Origin of the sequence: Desulfosporosinus orientis DSM 765, from assembly GCF_000235605.1 — a bacterium.
GTDB lineage: Bacteria > Bacillota > Desulfitobacteriia > Desulfitobacteriales > Desulfitobacteriaceae > Desulfosporosinus > Desulfosporosinus orientis.
This window is the reverse complement of sequence record NC_016584.1, coordinates 1,929,975-1,945,807: the sequence shown is the minus strand read 5'-3', so window position 1 is coordinate 1,945,807 and position 15,833 is coordinate 1,929,975. Positions and strand designations below refer to the sequence as shown.

The following is a 15,833-nucleotide window of genomic DNA, read 5'->3' as shown; positions in this document are numbered from 1 at the left end:
TATGGATGGAGGAAACAGATTGTGTCAGTAAAATTTAAATCATTTGACCACATTATTACAGAACAATACCAGGCAGAACAAGCTTTTCTGACCGAATACCAAAAAGGGGAATATAGTTTTAACAACCCCTACGTCAAATTAAATCCTTATATCATTGCTCCTTTAACAGCCCTAGTAATGTTTAAAACAGCACAACCCACTACTGTAACCATCACTGTCAAAGGAAAAGATAAGAATGGGGATATCTGCTTTAACTTCCCTACAGCCATCGAGCATCTGATTCCTGTTTACGGTCTCTATGCTAATTATGCTAACAAAGTAGAATTGGCACTGGGTGATGGTAAGACAAACGTGATTACTATTCAAACAGAAGCTGCACCTGAAATAGTGAAGCTGCCAACTCAAATTAATACTACTGCAGACTATTTCGAAGACAATATTATGTTTGTTAGCCCCACATCCACTGCGGCCACTGCAGGCTATGACTATAATGGTGATGTTCGCTGGTATGGCAGCTTAAACTTCGCCTTCGATATTAAGAGAGCAAAAAACGGCAGGCTATTACTTGGTACCCACCGCTTGGTTACCCCTCCTTACCATACTACAGGTCTCTACGAAATGGGTATGATTGGTAAAATCTATAAAGAGTACCGTTTGCCCAGCGGTTATCACCATGACCAATTTGAGATGGAAGATGGTAATCTCTTAATTCTTTCTCAGGATCTTCCTAGAGGTACTGTTGAAGATATGTGCGTTTTGGTTGACCGTAAAACTGGACAAATTATCAAGAGCTGGGATTACCAGAAGGTACTCCCCACCAATGCAGGTGGCTCCGGTAGTCAAGATAGCCATGACTGGTTTCATAACAATGCCGTTTGGTACGATAAAAAGACCAACTCTTTGACCTTATCTGGACGCCACCAAGATATAATTATTAACCTAGACTTTGAGACGGGCGCACTAAACTGGATTATTGGCGACCCAGAAGGTTGGCCTAAAGAGTTAGTTGATAACTATTTCTTTAAGCCTGTGGGCAAAGGCGAGTTCGACTGGCAATACGAGCAGCATGCTTGTGTAGTATGCCCCAATGGTGACATCATGGCCTTTGATAATGGTCACTGGCGATCCAAGATTAAAGAAAATTATGTTACAGCCAATGATAACTTTTCTCGTGGTGTACGCTACCGAATTGATACCAAGAAGATGGAAATTGAACAAGTATGGCAATATGGTAAAGAAAGAGGCGCAGAATTCTTCTCTACTTACATCTGCAATGTAGAATACTATGATGAAGGCCACTACCTGATACACTCTGGCGGTATTGGTTCAATTGATGGCGAGGCTTTAAATAAGCCGCCTGTACAATTCAGGGGCGAAGATGAGAAAAAGGTTGTCTTTAACTCCATTACCGTTGAACTCAAAGACGATGTCATGATGTATGAAATGCAATTACCTGCTAACTACTATCGTGCTGAAAAATTAAAGCTTTACGCTGCTGAAGATGTATTAACCCTCGGTAAAGGTGAATTATTAGGTACTTTAGGTGTTACTGAAGAGTTCACAACCATACCGCCTGCAGAGGAAGGTGGCATGGTGCCCGAAAAATATAATGTCAAACTTGGGTTGGAAGAAGACAGACTGATCTTTAAAGCAACCTTTGAGAAAGGCCAAATGGTTCTGCTGCAACTGGAAGGCGAGACAACCCATAGTTACTTTGTACCGACTACCAAACGTCCCTTCTTAGCCATGTGCGTTGGGACTTTCCAAGAAAGCGATGATCGGGCAGTAGAATTCCCCGTCAGCCGAGAAGGATTAGCTGGAGGATTTAGAGTATCCTTAATCGTAGATGCCTATAAATACGAAACAGGTGTTACTATTAAACTCTAAGTGTTATTAACTAAAGAGAAAGCACTAAGCAATTACTTAGTGCTTTCTCAATGAACCTCAATAATTTAAGTAAATTTTTAAAAGTGTTGTCTAGGTTATAAATGAGTCCTTTCCTTAATTGATAGAATTAGTATAAGAATAATACTTTAAGACTTTTATGGAGGCGCAATATGAATGACGGTTTATGATGTGGCAATCATCGGTTCTGGTCCTGCTGGTATGACGGCTGCTATTTATGCAGCAAGGGCTAATTTAAATGTATTACTATTAGATAAATTGGCTCCAGGGGGGCAGATTGTTAATACTTTTGAAATTCAAAACTACACAGGGATGGGAACCGTAAATGGAGCAGAACTTGCCATAAAAATGTTTGAACACACCCAAGAGCTTGGGGTTAATTTTGATTATGGTACCGTAACTGCCATCCAATCGGAAGAAAGTGTTAAAAAGCTAATCTGTGAAGAAGGTCACACGTTTGAGGCTAAGGCAGTTATTATTGCTACCGGCACTAAGCCAAGAATGCTTGGAGTAGCTGGTGAATTGAACTTTGCAGGCTCAAGTATCAGCTGGTGTGCAATTTGCGATGGGCCTCATTATCGGAATAAAAAAGTGATTGTTATTGGAGGAGGCAACTCAGCTGTTGAGGAAGCCATTTATCTAGCAAGCCTGGCCCATGAAGTAATCGTTGTTACTTTATTTGATTTAACAGCTGATCCGTTAGCTTGTAATAAATTAAGGGCATTGCCTAATGTCAAAATATATGAATATCACGATATCTTAGAATTCTTGGGTACGGATAAGTTTGTAGGAATAAAGGCAAAATCCACAAAAACCGGGGAAGAAATCATTGTAAACGCCGATGGTGCCTTTGAATACATTGGTTTAAAACCTACAGCAGATGCCTTTAAGGAGTTAGGAATTGTTAATGATTATGGATATATTGAGACGGATGCATTTATGGCTACTAAGGTACCAGGTATTTACGGTGCAGGAGATATTATCAGTAAGCATCTAAGACAAATAGTTACCGCTTGCAGTGATGGCGCAATCGCCGCTCAATCGGCAGCAAAATATATTGAAAAACTAAATTAAGAACAAAGGATGATTTTTAATGGCGGTTGAAGTAAGAGAAATCAAGGGTGAAGAATTGGATCAACTAGTGAACCAGGGCAAGGTACTGGTGGATTTCTATTCTAAAACCTGTGGTCCTTGCAAAATGTTAGGTTTTGTATTAAAAGATGTGGCTAAAATTGTTGATGGTGTGGAAATCGTAACCATAGATTTTGATACTAACAAAGAAACAGTCGAAAGATATAGTGTTGAGAGCTATCCTACCATGATCCTTTTTAATAATGGTCAAGAAGTAACACGAATTAAAGGGTTACAACAAAAACCAAAAATTATCCAAATGATTAGTTAAAGAATAATATTATCTAACCAATCCAGTCAGCATCTCCACTGTAGCTGGGTCATAATGTGAGAAGAACGCACTCTCTTTCTCGTCTAAAGCACGGATAGCTTGCATGTCATCTTCGGTCAGCTCGAAGTCAAATACATTGATATTCTCAAGCATACGCTCCTTGTGGGTGGATTTCGGAATCACCACTACATCGCTCTGAAGCAGGAAGCGAAGCGCAAGCTGCGCTGCCGATTTGTGATACTTCGCACCGATTTCATTCAGAACAGGATTGGTAAAGAAATCCTTACGCCCCTCAGCAAACGGCCCCCAAGATTCATGTTGTACTTCATATTTCTTCATGATTTCATGGGCTTCTGCCTGCTGCTGGAATGCGTGAGTTTCCACCTGATTCACCGTCGGCATAATCTCAACGAAATGGCACAGGTCAATCAGTCTGTCAGGATAAAAGTTGGAAACACCGATGGCACGGATTTTGCCTTCCTTGTAGGCTTCCTCCATCGCACGATAGGTTCCGTAATAATCATTGAACGGCTGATGGATGAGAAGCAAATCAATATATTCGGTTTTCAGCTTTCTCAAGGATTCCTCGATCGATGCCTTAGCCTTTTCATAGCCGCTATTGGAAATCCATACCTTCGTTGTGATGAAGAGTTCCTCCCGAGGCACTCCGCATTTCTCGATGGCATTGCCGACACCCTCTTCATTTCCGTAAGCCTGTGCCGTATCGATGGAACGATAGCCTACGCTGATGGCATCCAGAACACAACGTTCACACTCTTCCGGTGTAACCTGATAGACACCATAACCTAATTTCGGCATCTTCACGCCATTGTTTAACACGACATACTCCATGTTTTTCTCCTCCTATTGTTTGATTTTTGAGCCGCCAAAAACCTCAGACATTTCCATTTCGTCCAGAGCCTTGTCCAGCTTTGCCACTTCCTTTATTGAAAGGTCCACATCCGCTGCACCTGCATTTTCATTTAAGCGTTCACTCTTTCTTGTGCCGGGAATGGGAACAATCCAAGGCTTCTTGCACATCATCCACGCCATAGAAATCTGCGCAGGTGTCGCATTTTTCTCACTAGCCATCTGCTGAAGCAATCCAAGCAGTGCCTGATTCTTATTAATCGCCTCATCGCTAAACTGCGGCATTGCTGCCCGGTAATCATAACGCTTGTCAAACATCATTCCTTTACTATATTTTCCGGTCAAGAATCCGTTTGCCATCGGCGAGAATGCGATAAAGCCAATGCCGAGCTCTTCTAAGACAGGAAACAGCGGCTCATAGTGGCGGGCCATCATTGAATAACGATTTTCGACCGCTGTGATGGGGCAGACAGCATGAGCCTTTCTGATATACTCCTCGTTCGCCTCTGATACTCCCCAGTGCTTAATTTTGCCTTCTTTAATCAAATCAGTCATTACACCGGCTACTTCTTCGGCAGGCACCTTCGGATCAATACGGTGCTGATAATATAAATCAATACAGTCTGTTTGCAGCCGTTTCAGGGAACCTTCTACCGATGCACGGATTCTTTCAGGCCTGGAATCCGGGACGATAGGATATGGTACCTGCTTGCTGGTTGTATCAAACTTAATTCCAAATTTCGTGGCAACCACTTTATTCCGATAGGGCTTCAAAGCCTCACCAACAAGGATTTCATTATCGTGTGGATTGTCCTGCGTACCGTAAATCTCCGCAGTATCAAAGAAAGTGTATCCCTTATCAGCAGCTTCATGAATCAAGCGGATAGCTTCATTCTTTTCTGTTGGTGCACCGTAGGCATGACTCAATCCCATGCAGCCTAGCCCAATGGCTGACACCTCCAAACCTTTTCCTAAGATTCTTTTTTTCATAGCTTTCTTCTCCCTCAATAATTTTTGTATATCTATATTAAAACTTAACCGAGACCTCATAAGAAGTCTCGGATTTTCTTTTAGTTTATACCCAAAGGTAATAACTTATTATTCAGTTGACACAACAAGCTTACTCTTTCCTGCAAGCCTGTGAATTGCCATCCTTATTAGATTCCTTATATGTGACATCAGAGGCTGAACTATGCCTTAAAAACTTTGCCCAAGTCACCGTCTACAATCAGTTCATCCCCGTCCTTGATGAATTTCATGGCCCCAGGGACGTTGACCACAGCCGGTATCCCGTATTCCCTGGCCACGGTTGCTCCGTGGGATAAAAAGCCACCGGTTTCCATAACTATACCCGCCGCCTTTAGAAACAATGGTGTCCAACCGGGATCTGTGGAAGGAGCTACAAGAACATCTCCTTGTCCAATTCCCTCTTCAGGCCGGTACAGCAGCCTTGCTTTACCTTGAGCCCTTCCTGAAGCAACTCCCAGACCGCTCAGCACATTACCTTCTCCTACTGGAATAGCCGGAGCATTGTTGGCTTTTCCATTGATGATCAAATCCGGTGGCTCAAGCTGTTCCAACTCAATTTTCCGTTGTTTTCGGTCCCCGATCAAAGTCCTGATTCCAGTACCGTCCCAGTACCCTAATAACATCGCAAAAATATCCGGAAAAGAGCAATGAAATACATCATTAATCTCCGCTATTAACCCCCGTTTCTTTAACCTTTGACCGATGCAAAGAGTGATATACCGGCTTGGCTCTACTAGCCGGGCCATTTCTGATTTTCCTTCTTCTCTGAGTTCAATACCTCTTATCGCTTGGCGCAACAACCAGTTTATCCGCCAGCGACGGTACAAAGGTACCTTCTTTTTGTATAGTAATTCGCCCTGCTCGGATTTGGTCTGCTGCTCAGCTTTAAATTTCCCCAAATCGGCACTAACCATAATCTCTTTAATGTATTCCAGCAAATATGTCGGGTCCTCCCGCCAGCGCGGATTCTCCCAGTCCACTTCATAAACCGCCCGGTGACCAAATTCAGCCAGATACTCTTTGAACATGCGTTTAAAGACAGAGTCCTCCGGCAACAAGGTTTCCCATGCTAAGGGTTGAAAGGGTTGAGAAGCAAAGTACTTTCGCGCAGACCGGTCACCATGGGCGGTCTCGGCCAATTCAATTAACCGATAACCTTGTTCCGCACTGGGAAGTTTAGCCTTTCCCACCAATAGGCTATTGGCAATTGCCCAGGCTTTTTCTCCATAATCCCTTTTCAAAGCATTAACGACCGTGTCCATAAGCATAACAGCATTACTATTAAGGAGCCCTATTTTAACAAAAGGTTCTACCTCTGTGTTAATCGTTATGAGGGCTTTAACCATCTCCCGATCGTTTAAAGCCAGTAGATCTTTTTCAAGCAATTCTTTACCCCACTGTCGGACACCCCGGAATAATTGCTGCGCATCTTTCCGAACCCTCAGCATCAGCCGGAACATTTTTAGCTTATTCACGGTGGTCGCAAGGCGTTGCCTGCCGGTCAGCCTCGGCACCTGGATTTCCTCCTGGTGTCCGCCAACTTGGGCATTTGTTTCTGCCGGAGAAAAACCCAGGATATCATAATATTCCCACTGCAACAAAGCAATGTTCAGATAAATCCTACCGGCGAAAAAGCGGCAGTACTGCCTTCCTTCAAGGGCTGGATAGCCCAATTCTTTGGGCACTACTGCCAGCAAATTGTTTATTGCTGAAATCATCGGACGGTGCAGGAAGGCCGAGAATACCATGGGGCAGGTATCTTTGAAGTTGCCATTGGACCAGATATCCGGCTGATCTTTTAGAATAGGATAAGTATAGCTGGCCTGCCCAGTTACAGGACGTGCTTGCAAAATAAAGAAATGCTTTCCATTAAATGCCCACTCCACATCCTGCTGCACTTCACCTTCCCCCAGGGCCTTATATACTCTGGCAATCAAAACGCTAAGTTCAATTATTTCCGGGTCACTCAGCACCTGTCCGTCCGGATTCAGGGATTGAGGAATAGGAACCAACTGAGTTTCTCCATCTTCCCGGGCTATGGTGACAAACAGTTTATGTCCAATTTTCTTCTCAATTAATTCGAGGTTGTAATTAACAATATATTGGTCTGGTTCAGTGCTGCCCCCGACTATAGATTCACCCAGACCGAAATTGGCTTCAATCACTATTTGGTCCAACCGACCGCTTTGGGGATTGCAGCTAAAACCAACTCCCGAGGATTTGGCATCAACCATCTCCATTATCACCACGGACGGGAGGACTTCCTGGTCAGCAAAACCCATCTTTTGTCGGTAGGCCAGGGCTCGCATACTCCACAGTGAGGCATAACACCTCTTAATAGCCGAAAGTATCTTGTCTAAACCCTGTACATTAAGAAAAGAATCGTGAATTCCGGCAAAGGAAGCCTTAGGCGAGTCTTCACCTGAGGCAGAGGATCGTATGGCTAGGGGTTTGTCAGTTATATCGAGTTGTGCAAGAAAGTGAGAAACTTGTGTAACAACCGGCTCCGGAACGCGGGCTGTAAAAAAACTCTTCTTAAGTGAGTCCAGCTTTTGAGCCAGGGCCAGTTCATCATTGCCGGTGCTCCGAAAAGATTCTGAAACGTCCCTTAATTGTTGGGCGAGGCCATTTTCTTCGACAAAAAGTATGAAGGCTGCAGCAGTGATTATTCCCCCCTTCGGCACCTTAAACCCGTACCGGGCCATTCTGCTCAAGTTCCAGCCTTTACCGCCGCAGTGTTCTACCCCGCTTACAAACGCTTGTTCCCAACCAAGAATATACTGTTCATCCCTTTTCACCCTGTTCCCCCCTCAATTTATCTTTTCACCCCATTTAAAAATAGATCAATATTTGTTGCCAACTGTTCCTGTAGCGGATACTTGTCAGGCAGACTAAGCCACTCGATGAGAATCCTAAAATAAATCATGTTAAAGTAGTTTGCTAAGTACTCAGCAGAAACACCTTCCCTAAGTTCGCCATCTAATTGACCCTGCCTGAAAATCATAGCTAAGATCTCGGCAAAACCACTGCGTTCACCTGGCTCAGGCAGTCCTTTAACCAGATTCTGCATCCTAAAAGAAAAATAGATCATAACTAACTCGCGGTTTAGCTTACCCCAGTCGAAAACCTGTAGTAACACTTTTAACAGCCGCGAGCGCGTATTTGGCAAGTCGCTTAGAAGGTCCTTAAGTACCGGTATCGTCTGGTTATTAACTGTCTGGACATAAGCAGAGACGATCGCTTCTTTGCATGAAAAATGATTGTACAGCGTTCCTTTAGCCACGTCAGCGACGTCAGCGATTTGTTCCATTGTGGTTTGAGAAAACCCTTGTTTTTCAAACAGACTCATAGCTACTTCAATTATTTTAATTCTGGTCTGCTTTTTTTTCTTTTCCATACGGTTAGGTATCTTTGCATCTCCCATAATTCAAACTCCTAAATTATTGTCTATTAAGGAATAAATCCAAACTTCCCTTTTTGTAACACAATTTTGACTTTGTTTAATATTATACTATTTATAGTAGTATACTTCGTCTATTTCTGAAATGCAATTACAATACAGTAACTTGACAGGATGAAAAAGAACTCGACATAAATAGCCATTTTAGGTACCCGTATCAAATAGACAAGAGACGCAACCCAGTATCATTCGGGTTTACGCCTCTGTTACTCCTAAGATTCTTTTTTTCATACCTCTTTCTTCTCCCTCAATAATTTTTGTATATCTATATCAAAACTTAACCGAGACCTCATAAGAAGTCTCGGATTTTCTTTCAGTTTATACCCAAAGGTAATACCTTATTATTTAGTTGACACCACAAGCTGTAAGGCTTTAAGGAAACGCTGTACCCTCTCCGATGGATTCGGAGAATGAAGAATTCCAAAGGTCATCGTGTAGTCCCATTCGACAGGGATAATCTTTAAAAGCGGATGCACATTTTCCCATTTGTCAATAGCCATGAGCAGGTCGTTGGTGTATTCGCATTGATTAAAGACATTCACATCGTAAAAATCAAAGTCAACGATATGAATTTGTGAGTGATGCTCCATCAAGTCGTCCCTCAGCTTATCTATATAGCTGCTCCAGCCCCGATAAATCAGCATAAGGTTTTCGCCGTATAAATCCTGCACCGTCAGCTTACACTTCCCTGCAAGCCTGTGATTAACCGATACGGCACAGCATATAGGCTCTCTTGAAATCTCTGTTCCCTCACATTCCCGTAGATTGAGAAGGTTCTGGTCAAAGATACCTGCGACAATGTCAAAGTTTTGACCGAGATTTTTCAGTATTTCTCTTGCATTTTCCGGGGTATTTTCAAAGGGAACAAACTGAAATTTGAGGTCCGGGTAATGCTCGTGAATCTTCGGCCATAATTCCACAAGAAACTGAGGAGGCGTCATAAGAGATGTTCCAATGCGAATAATGCTTTCTTTCTTCTGCATCGCATTTTTAGCACGGATGATGGATTCATCACAGTATTGAATAATGTATTTTGCATCCTGATAGAGGGACTTTCCTGCCTCCGTGAGGCTGAGACCTCGATGAGTCCTCTCAAACAACTGTAACCCAAGTTCATTCTCCAACAGGTTTATTTGCTTTATAACAGCTGAAGGTGTGATATACATATTTTCGGCAGCCTTGCTGAAACTTCCAGCATCCGCCACACGTATAAATGTATCAAGCTGAGGATTATACACGATCATCACCTTCCTTTCACACGTATCTTCTATTAAATAAACCATGTCAGCTTTCCGTAAACCAGCCTTTTCCTCCCCGACATCCAACCTGCTCTCTCAACGACACATCTTAAAGATATTTTCAACATCCTGCTGATTCAGTTGCTTATAGCCCGGCATCATTCCGTTTCCACAGGATTTCTTTGCCATTATTTCAAACTTGGAATCATCAATGCCGATTTCTGTCAAGTTACTCTTTAAACCGAGAGTATTAAAGAAGAAATCGGACAGCATTTCAATAGCCTTTTTGCCAACTTCCAATGCAGGAAGATCCTTGTCAATGCCAAACACATTGACACCAAACTGATAGAACTTTGGTGCGGTGGTCTCATCAAGAATATACTCCATCCACCTAGGCGTCAGAATCGCAAGTCCTAACCCATGGGTGATGTCATAGAAAGCATCGTACAATCCGATTTTTTTGATGGAGCCTCCTCCGTAAGTCATAAGAACTCTATTACCATACTGTTTCAGTTCACTCCCCAGATTTTCAAGGCTCTCTCCAAAGTAAATCTTTGTTGGCGCAGAATAAATAAAATTGTTGATCATGTTTTTTCTCCTTTTTATCTTTTCTTAATTCATCTTGTCTGTTTATCCGATGACTACCCGTTCTAATACTCCCATCTTCTATAAGTACGAAAATATCCAGTGGATATTTTCGCCGAACTGCAAACTACAAACGATTTCTTAAGCAGTGAGGATGAGTAAAGAACGGCTACATCCCTGGATAAGTTCAACTAAGATTCAGATGGAGTCTAAACTCCACCTGAATCAAGTTTCACTTGATACCTGTGGCTTTAAGGGACCATAGAAATAGGAGGCTGTTGCACCGCCATCAATTAAGAAGTCCGCACCAGTGATAAATGCTCCCTGGGGACTCATCAGCAGTTCTGCCACATTGGCTACCTCATCTGCTGTTCCCGGACGGCCTGCCGGGCATTTGGCAAACATATTCTTGTAGAAATCACCTCTGGGGCCGTTAAACTCATCAATGGCCAGCGGGGTAACAATGATTCCCGGAGAGATAGAATTGATTCGCGCACCTCTGGCACCCCATTTTATAGATTCCGCCATAACCCTCTTTTCGTTGCAGCGTTTCGCCATCTGATAGGCGTGCAAGGTATCTTTGATATTCGACCGCTGAAGCACTTCCAGTTTCAGAAGATCTTCCGTCGGAGTACAAGCCAGCTGCTCATCCACTTCCTCACTAAGTGCAGGCATCCGGTGACCGGACTGACTGGAAATTGTCACACCAGTACCACCATCCTTAATAACCCTCCCGACTTCCTCCAGCAGAACAGCTGTGCCGTACAAATCCACCTTCAAAATCGCTTCAATCGGTGCCTGGCTGGGGGAAACACCAGCAGCATTAACTAACATAGAGATTTCACCATACTTATGTGCTTCCGCAATCAGACTTCGGATGGAATCTCTGGATGAGAGATCCATCTCCATCGGGATCACGTCAAATCCAGCATCATTCATAATTTTAGCAATAGCCTGCGCATTCTCCAGCTTCTTATCGCCAACAACAAGCTTTTTGCCAAAGCCCACTCTTCTGGCAATAGCCATACCAATTTGACCGGCACCGGTCCAAATCATTACTTCTTTCATGCGACTATTTCTCCTTTAAATGCACTCTTCAAAATCCATCTATTTAGTCTCGCCTTCAACGGCCATGATAATTCATGGGTTATTTGCAGCCCCTCTAAATCTTTTTTCACGTCCTCAGGTGTATGCCGTGTTGTACCATGTTCCAATACCTTAATGAAATAACGGGCATTGACTTCCATTCACTAATAATACTTTCATAGTTACCTCCGTTTGTGGTTTAAATTTATATACTCTTTCCCATTTCAAAGGCCTGCTTCATAGCAGCGCTGCCCTTAATGTCTCCCTTGCGCCATGCGCCGACGCCGTAGACAACTCCCTTTTCTTTTGCATCCTTCAGACATAACATAAATCCGCGAAAACCGTCAATCGTCCTTTCCATGGCCTGCTCACTGCTGTCGGCAGCTGAGACAATGAAATAGAATTCCTTGCTAGTGATTTCTTGATATTTAGGTACCGTTCTATCAATCAACGTTTTTATTTGCGCGTTCATGGTATAGAAATAAACCGGTGTCGCCATGACAATGACATCAGCGCTGATCATTTTTTCTAGAATCCCCGCCATGTCATCTTTCTGAACACAATTATGGCTGGTATAGCATGACTCACAGCCGGTACAGTAACCAATCTTTTTATCTCTCAAAAAAATCTTTTCTGTCTGATAGCCTGCCTCGTTTGCACCGAATATAAACTGGTCACAAAGCAAATCAGAATTTCCACCTTTTCTCGGGCTTGCGGAAAGCACCAATACTTTTTTAGCCATAAAACTAATCCTCCGTTCTTTTTAGCTCTTTTTCCTTTTTAACCACCGACTGTTCATAGCTCTCAATTTTGTAATTCAAGCGTTCCAGTGTTTTCTGCATATCTTCCATTTTTTGAAGTAGTTGCTTACGCTGCTCGGTCAAAAGCTCTTTTCTAGCTCCAATAGTTACATCTCCCTGTTGGAACAGCGCAACATACTCAATTAATGCTTCAATTGGAAGGCCAGCATTTCTCATACATTTAATAAATTTGACCCACCTGCAATCCTCTTCCGTATAATCCCTGATTCCGCTTTTATTGCGGTTAACATGAGGAATCAGTCCGATGCGTTCATAATAGCGAAGTGTATCCTGTGAAAGATCGTATTTTTCACTGACTTCTGCAATCGTCATATGAGATTACCTCCTCGTCTTAACAACCATATCACCTGGAGTTAACTCCAAGTCAAGCATTTTGAAAGTTGATTTCCGTTAAATGAAAAGGTAAATTCGTGATGGCAGTAGTTAATTCGTGTTTCATGATGTTAGTCTTGCACTAGTTTTTGATACAATGGATAGGCAGTGGATTCCTCCTCACCCGAGGAGGTCATTATGGCTAACACGAATTATGATGGTAAACACTTAACAACGACCCAACGTATTAAGATCGAAAAGGGATTACTGGATGGGGAATCCTTGGCTTCTATTGCCAGAAGAATTGCCAAGCACCCCAGTACAGTGGCTAAGGAAATCAGGAAATACCGCTACTTTCCCGATCGGGAAACTCCTTCAAAAAAGCTTCCCTGCCTTCTTAAAAAGAACTGTCAGATCCGCTTTCTCTGTGACAAAAAGGATTGTGTCAAACTCTGCAAAGCCTGTTATGATCCCTCCCGTGAAGCGGACTGTCAGGAAATCTGCCCCGATTATACAGCCACCGTCTGCCCTAAAATTCAGAAGGCTCCTTATGTCTGTAATGGGTGCCCTAAGTTTAAACGCTGTTCGCTTCAGCATGCCCTCTATTCCGCCCAGCGGGCCGATGAGGCATCCCAGGATCTTTTAGTTTCCTGCCGCAACGGGATTAACCAGTCTCCGGCTGACATCGCCCTGCTCGATGACCTCATTTCTCCTTTGTTAAAACAGGGGCAATCTCTAGCCCACATTTATGCCCATCACGGCCATGAAATCCCCTGCTGCCGCAGAACGCTTTACAATTACATCGATCAAGGGGTCTTTACCGCCAGGAATATCGATTTGAGACGACGAGTCCGTTACAAATGCAAGGAACGCAAGCAAGGAACCCGAGTGAGCCTCGCGGCCAGGGAATTCCGAATCAATCGCACTTATGATGATTTCTGTGCTCTGATGAAAAAGGCCCCTTCCTCTTCAGTGGTGGAGATGGACACCGTGGAAGGCGGGCGCGGGAATAGTAAGCAGGCCTTTTTAACCCTGTTTTTCCGAAACTGTTCCCTGATGCTGATCTTTGTTCTCGCCGAAAAAACTCAGGAATGCGTTACTGAAGTCTTTGATACGCTTTCGGAAAAGCTGGGGGTCCCAACCTTCCAGGACCTTTTCCCGCTCATCCTTACCGATAACGGAACTGAATTTCAGAACCCTCAACGATTGGAATGCAATCGTCACGGGGCAAGCCGGACCCGGATCTTTTACTGTAATCCAAACAGTTCCTGGCAGAAAGGAATGCTTGAGAAGAACCATGAATACCTGCGCTATGTCATTCCCAAGGGGCAGAGTCTGGATGCTTACGACCAGAACGATGCTACTCTGTTAATGAACCACATCAACAGCGAAGCAAGAGACAGCCTGAACGGCTGCACTCCGTTCAGGCTGTCTCTTTTGCTTTTAAATCCTAAGTTGCATGATCTTCTGAAACTGGTTCAAATTCCTCCGGATGAGGTCACTCTAAAACAATCGCTCTTGAAATAACACTCATCTCGCGGGGGAATCCACTGCCGAATTTAGTCCTGCACGACAACGACATGTGGAATTTAGTTTTGCACACTGTTTCAGATGTCTGTTTCTCATGGGAAAAACAGAGATAAGATCTCTTTAGTGGCATTATACAGCCTATTTTCTACTCCTGTAAAGCAAAATGAGTTGACCTTAGCCTTGCATCTTCAATGCTTTGGCAGAATCGAGAATTTACCTTTTCATTTAACGTGAAAGTTGATTTCCGTTAAATGATTTCAGTCTGAATACAACAAGACCTTGCGAACAGCAAAGGTCTTGTTTACGAGCATTTACTTTAAATATGGCTATGGTGCGGTCGTGTCCGGAGTCGGTGTAGAAATAATCTCGATTGCTATTTTGATTCTTATTGCATTAGGCGTCTTATTGGCTGCAGCCTTACAGTCTCTCCCCTATTTTCCCGATCAGCCCGCTTACCTCACCCTTATACTTTTCATGAGCTTCCGGGTCCGCCGGGGCTAACTTAGTCAGTTCCTTCAGCAGCTCTTCGAATTCATTGGCTATATTATTGTAGAGAAAACTGACTTTATTGGCCGACAGCTTGACCTGAGCGGCTTTAATATCCTTTTCCAGGGCGGCGATTTTCCCAGCTGAAGCCTCGTCCTCCTTGGCTGCGGCCAGTTTTTCCTGTAACGTCTTAATGGTTAACTCTTTCGTTTGGATGGCCGCTTGGAGACCTGATGCCTGTTTTCTCAACTCGTCCCGCTCAGATGTTATTTCTGTGACTGCGCCTTGATTGGCGGTCAGAGCATTTTGCAGCTCCGTTTTCTCGTTAAGGGCCTCGTCCCTTTCCCTGACTGCCTGCTTAAGCTCCCGGGTCGACATGCCGGCCACATCATTCTCTGCCATGAAGGACTCCCGTTCTTCTTCGGGAACTCCCAGGAGGATAATCGCCTGAGTGTAGCTTAAATTCGGATACGAATCCGAATTTGAACCGTCCCGGGCAGCGGTGAGCTTGGCCCCATACTCTTCATAGAGACGCATGAGCTTATTGGCCGTGCTTTGGGAGTAACTCACCGAATTTTCCAGCCACTTTCCCCATTCGCCATGCTTGACCATGGATTTGGCCTCCGTCAGACGCCGTCCGATCTCAACAGATCTGTAAAGCAGCATTCTGCCGGCCTGATCTTTAATACTGTTAATTTCAGCCGCGATAATCTGCAGCGTCCGCTCAGCAATAACGTTCGCCATGGTTTTCGAACTCCTCTGCTTATTTATAAGCTTTTCCCATAGAAAAGCTCCCATAAGACAAGACAGATTTGAACAACCTCACTCATAGCCTATGTGTTCAAGCCCTCACTTGTGACAAAAATAAGGGAGGATTATCCATGCCTATTATTTCGTCAGGGGTGGAAACCGAGATGGTTGTCCGTTATCAGACCGGTACGACTGCCGACGGTTCCCCGGTATTCCGGCAAAAAACCTTTTCCGGACTGAAGATGGACGTGTCCGATGAGGATCTTTATCAAGCAGCAGCCACATTATTTGCTTTGCTGGAATACCCGTTGGTATCCGTTACCAGGAATAACCGCTTTGACCTGGCTGAGGAATAGATC

15 protein-coding genes are annotated in these 15,833 nt (G+C 43.8%); 5 read left to right on the top strand and 10 right to left on the bottom strand.

Annotated elements, in window-relative coordinates:
* Window positions 1-21: 21 nt before the first annotated feature.
* The 3 genes from DESOR_RS08950 to DESOR_RS08940 all read left to right on the top strand — a co-directional run bounded on the left by DESOR_RS08950 (window position 22) and on the right by DESOR_RS08940 (window position 3,307).
* A complete protein-coding gene (locus DESOR_RS08950) occupies window positions 22-1,887 on the top strand; it encodes an aryl-sulfate sulfotransferase (protein WP_014184280.1) in 1,866 nt (621 codons plus the stop codon).
* A gap of 174 nt (window positions 1,888-2,061) precedes the next feature.
* Window positions 2,062-2,979: an NAD(P)/FAD-dependent oxidoreductase gene (locus DESOR_RS08945; RefSeq protein WP_014184279.1), complete on the top strand. Its 918-nt coding sequence runs from the start codon at window positions 2,062-2,064 to the stop codon at window positions 2,977-2,979.
* Window positions 2,980-2,998: 19 nt separating this feature from the next.
* Window positions 2,999-3,307 carry a thioredoxin family protein gene (locus DESOR_RS08940; protein ID WP_014184278.1) on the top strand — a complete coding sequence of 103 codons (309 nt, stop codon included), beginning with the start codon at window positions 2,999-3,001 and terminating at the stop codon, window positions 3,305-3,307.
* Between the two features lie 9 nt (window positions 3,308-3,316).
* Here DESOR_RS08940 and DESOR_RS08935 read toward each other — a convergent pair whose 3' ends face one another.
* From DESOR_RS08935 to DESOR_RS08890, 9 genes are all read right to left on the bottom strand, one after another.
* Complete coding sequence (locus tag DESOR_RS08935) at window positions 3,317-4,159, bottom strand: aldo/keto reductase (protein WP_014184277.1); 843 nt, start codon at window positions 4,157-4,159, stop codon at window positions 3,317-3,319.
* A gap of 12 nt (window positions 4,160-4,171) precedes the next feature.
* Window positions 4,172-5,167, bottom strand: a complete 996-nt coding sequence (locus DESOR_RS08930; RefSeq protein ID WP_014184276.1) for an aldo/keto reductase — start codon at window positions 5,165-5,167, stop codon at window positions 4,172-4,174.
* A 200-nt stretch (window positions 5,168-5,367) separates the two neighbouring features.
* Window positions 5,368-8,004, bottom strand: coding sequence for a PEP/pyruvate-binding domain-containing protein (locus DESOR_RS08925; RefSeq protein WP_014184275.1), 2,637 nt, complete (start codon window positions 8,002-8,004; stop codon window positions 5,368-5,370).
* A gap of 17 nt (window positions 8,005-8,021) precedes the next feature.
* Window positions 8,022-8,630 (bottom strand): TetR/AcrR family transcriptional regulator, encoded by a 609-nt coding sequence (locus DESOR_RS08920; protein WP_014184274.1) that lies wholly within the window; start codon window positions 8,628-8,630, stop codon window positions 8,022-8,024.
* Between the two features lie 377 nt (window positions 8,631-9,007).
* Window positions 9,008-9,949, bottom strand: a complete 942-nt coding sequence (locus DESOR_RS08915) for a LysR family transcriptional regulator (RefSeq protein ID WP_242832477.1) — start codon at window positions 9,947-9,949, stop codon at window positions 9,008-9,010.
* 51 nt (window positions 9,950-10,000) lie between these two features.
* Complete coding sequence (locus DESOR_RS08910) at window positions 10,001-10,492, bottom strand: dehydroquinate synthase/iron-containing alcohol dehydrogenase family protein (RefSeq protein WP_014184272.1); 492 nt, start codon at window positions 10,490-10,492, stop codon at window positions 10,001-10,003.
* A gap of 222 nt (window positions 10,493-10,714) precedes the next feature.
* Window positions 10,715-11,557: an SDR family oxidoreductase gene (locus DESOR_RS08905; protein WP_014184271.1), complete on the bottom strand. Its 843-nt coding sequence runs from the start codon at window positions 11,555-11,557 to the stop codon at window positions 10,715-10,717.
* Between the two features lie 223 nt (window positions 11,558-11,780).
* Complete coding sequence (locus tag DESOR_RS08895; protein ID WP_014184270.1) at window positions 11,781-12,317, bottom strand: flavodoxin family protein; 537 nt, start codon at window positions 12,315-12,317, stop codon at window positions 11,781-11,783.
* A 4-nt stretch (window positions 12,318-12,321) separates the two neighbouring features.
* Window positions 12,322-12,708, bottom strand: a complete 387-nt coding sequence (locus DESOR_RS08890) for a MerR family transcriptional regulator (protein WP_014184269.1) — start codon at window positions 12,706-12,708, stop codon at window positions 12,322-12,324.
* Between the two features lie 198 nt (window positions 12,709-12,906).
* Between DESOR_RS08890 and DESOR_RS08885 the strand changes: the two genes are divergently transcribed.
* Window positions 12,907-14,235 (top strand): IS30 family transposase, encoded by a 1,329-nt coding sequence (locus DESOR_RS08885; protein ID WP_014184268.1) that lies wholly within the window; start codon window positions 12,907-12,909, stop codon window positions 14,233-14,235.
* 420 nt (window positions 14,236-14,655) lie between these two features.
* On the opposite strand, the gene DESOR_RS08880 is transcribed toward DESOR_RS08885, so the two are convergent.
* Window positions 14,656-15,468: a DUF3102 domain-containing protein gene (locus DESOR_RS08880; RefSeq protein WP_014184267.1), complete on the bottom strand. Its 813-nt coding sequence runs from the start codon at window positions 15,466-15,468 to the stop codon at window positions 14,656-14,658.
* A gap of 137 nt (window positions 15,469-15,605) precedes the next feature.
* Between DESOR_RS08880 and DESOR_RS08875 the strand changes: the two genes are divergently transcribed.
* Window positions 15,606-15,830 (top strand): DUF1659 domain-containing protein, encoded by a 225-nt coding sequence (locus DESOR_RS08875; RefSeq protein WP_014184266.1) that lies wholly within the window; start codon window positions 15,606-15,608, stop codon window positions 15,828-15,830.
* Window positions 15,831-15,833 lie beyond the last annotated feature (3 nt).

What these genes read in the sequence shown, in the direction of transcription:
- DESOR_RS08945 (WP_014184279.1), top strand. Translation starts at nt 2,062, where the DNA reads ATGACGGTTTATGATGTGGCAATCATCGGTTCTGGTCCTGCTGGTATG.
- DESOR_RS08940 (WP_014184278.1), top strand. Translation starts at nt 2,999, where the DNA reads ATGGCGGTTGAAGTAAGAGAAATCAAGGGTGAAGAATTGGATCAACTA.
- DESOR_RS08935 (WP_014184277.1), bottom strand. Translation starts at nt 4,159, where the DNA reads ATGGAGTATGTCGTGTTAAACAATGGCGTGAAGATGCCGAAATTAGGT.
- DESOR_RS08930 (WP_014184276.1), bottom strand. Translation starts at nt 5,167, where the DNA reads ATGAAAAAAAGAATCTTAGGAAAAGGTTTGGAGGTGTCAGCCATTGGG.
- DESOR_RS08920 (WP_014184274.1), bottom strand. Translation starts at nt 8,630, where the DNA reads ATGGGAGATGCAAAGATACCTAACCGTATGGAAAAGAAAAAAAAGCAG.
- DESOR_RS08915 (WP_242832477.1), bottom strand. Translation starts at nt 9,949, where the DNA reads ATGGTTTATTTAATAGAAGATACGTGTGAAAGGAAGGTGATGATCGTG.
- DESOR_RS08910 (WP_014184272.1), bottom strand. Translation starts at nt 10,492, where the DNA reads ATGATCAACAATTTTATTTATTCTGCGCCAACAAAGATTTACTTTGGA.
- DESOR_RS08905 (WP_014184271.1), bottom strand. Translation starts at nt 11,557, where the DNA reads ATGAAAGAAGTAATGATTTGGACCGGTGCCGGTCAAATTGGTATGGCT.
- DESOR_RS08895 (WP_014184270.1), bottom strand. Translation starts at nt 12,317, where the DNA reads ATGGCTAAAAAAGTATTGGTGCTTTCCGCAAGCCCGAGAAAAGGTGGA.
- DESOR_RS08890 (WP_014184269.1), bottom strand. Translation starts at nt 12,708, where the DNA reads ATGACGATTGCAGAAGTCAGTGAAAAATACGATCTTTCACAGGATACA.
- DESOR_RS08885 (WP_014184268.1), top strand. Translation starts at nt 12,907, where the DNA reads ATGGCTAACACGAATTATGATGGTAAACACTTAACAACGACCCAACGT.
- DESOR_RS08880 (WP_014184267.1), bottom strand. Translation starts at nt 15,468, where the DNA reads ATGGCGAACGTTATTGCTGAGCGGACGCTGCAGATTATCGCGGCTGAA.
- DESOR_RS08875 (WP_014184266.1), top strand. Translation starts at nt 15,606, where the DNA reads ATGCCTATTATTTCGTCAGGGGTGGAAACCGAGATGGTTGTCCGTTAT.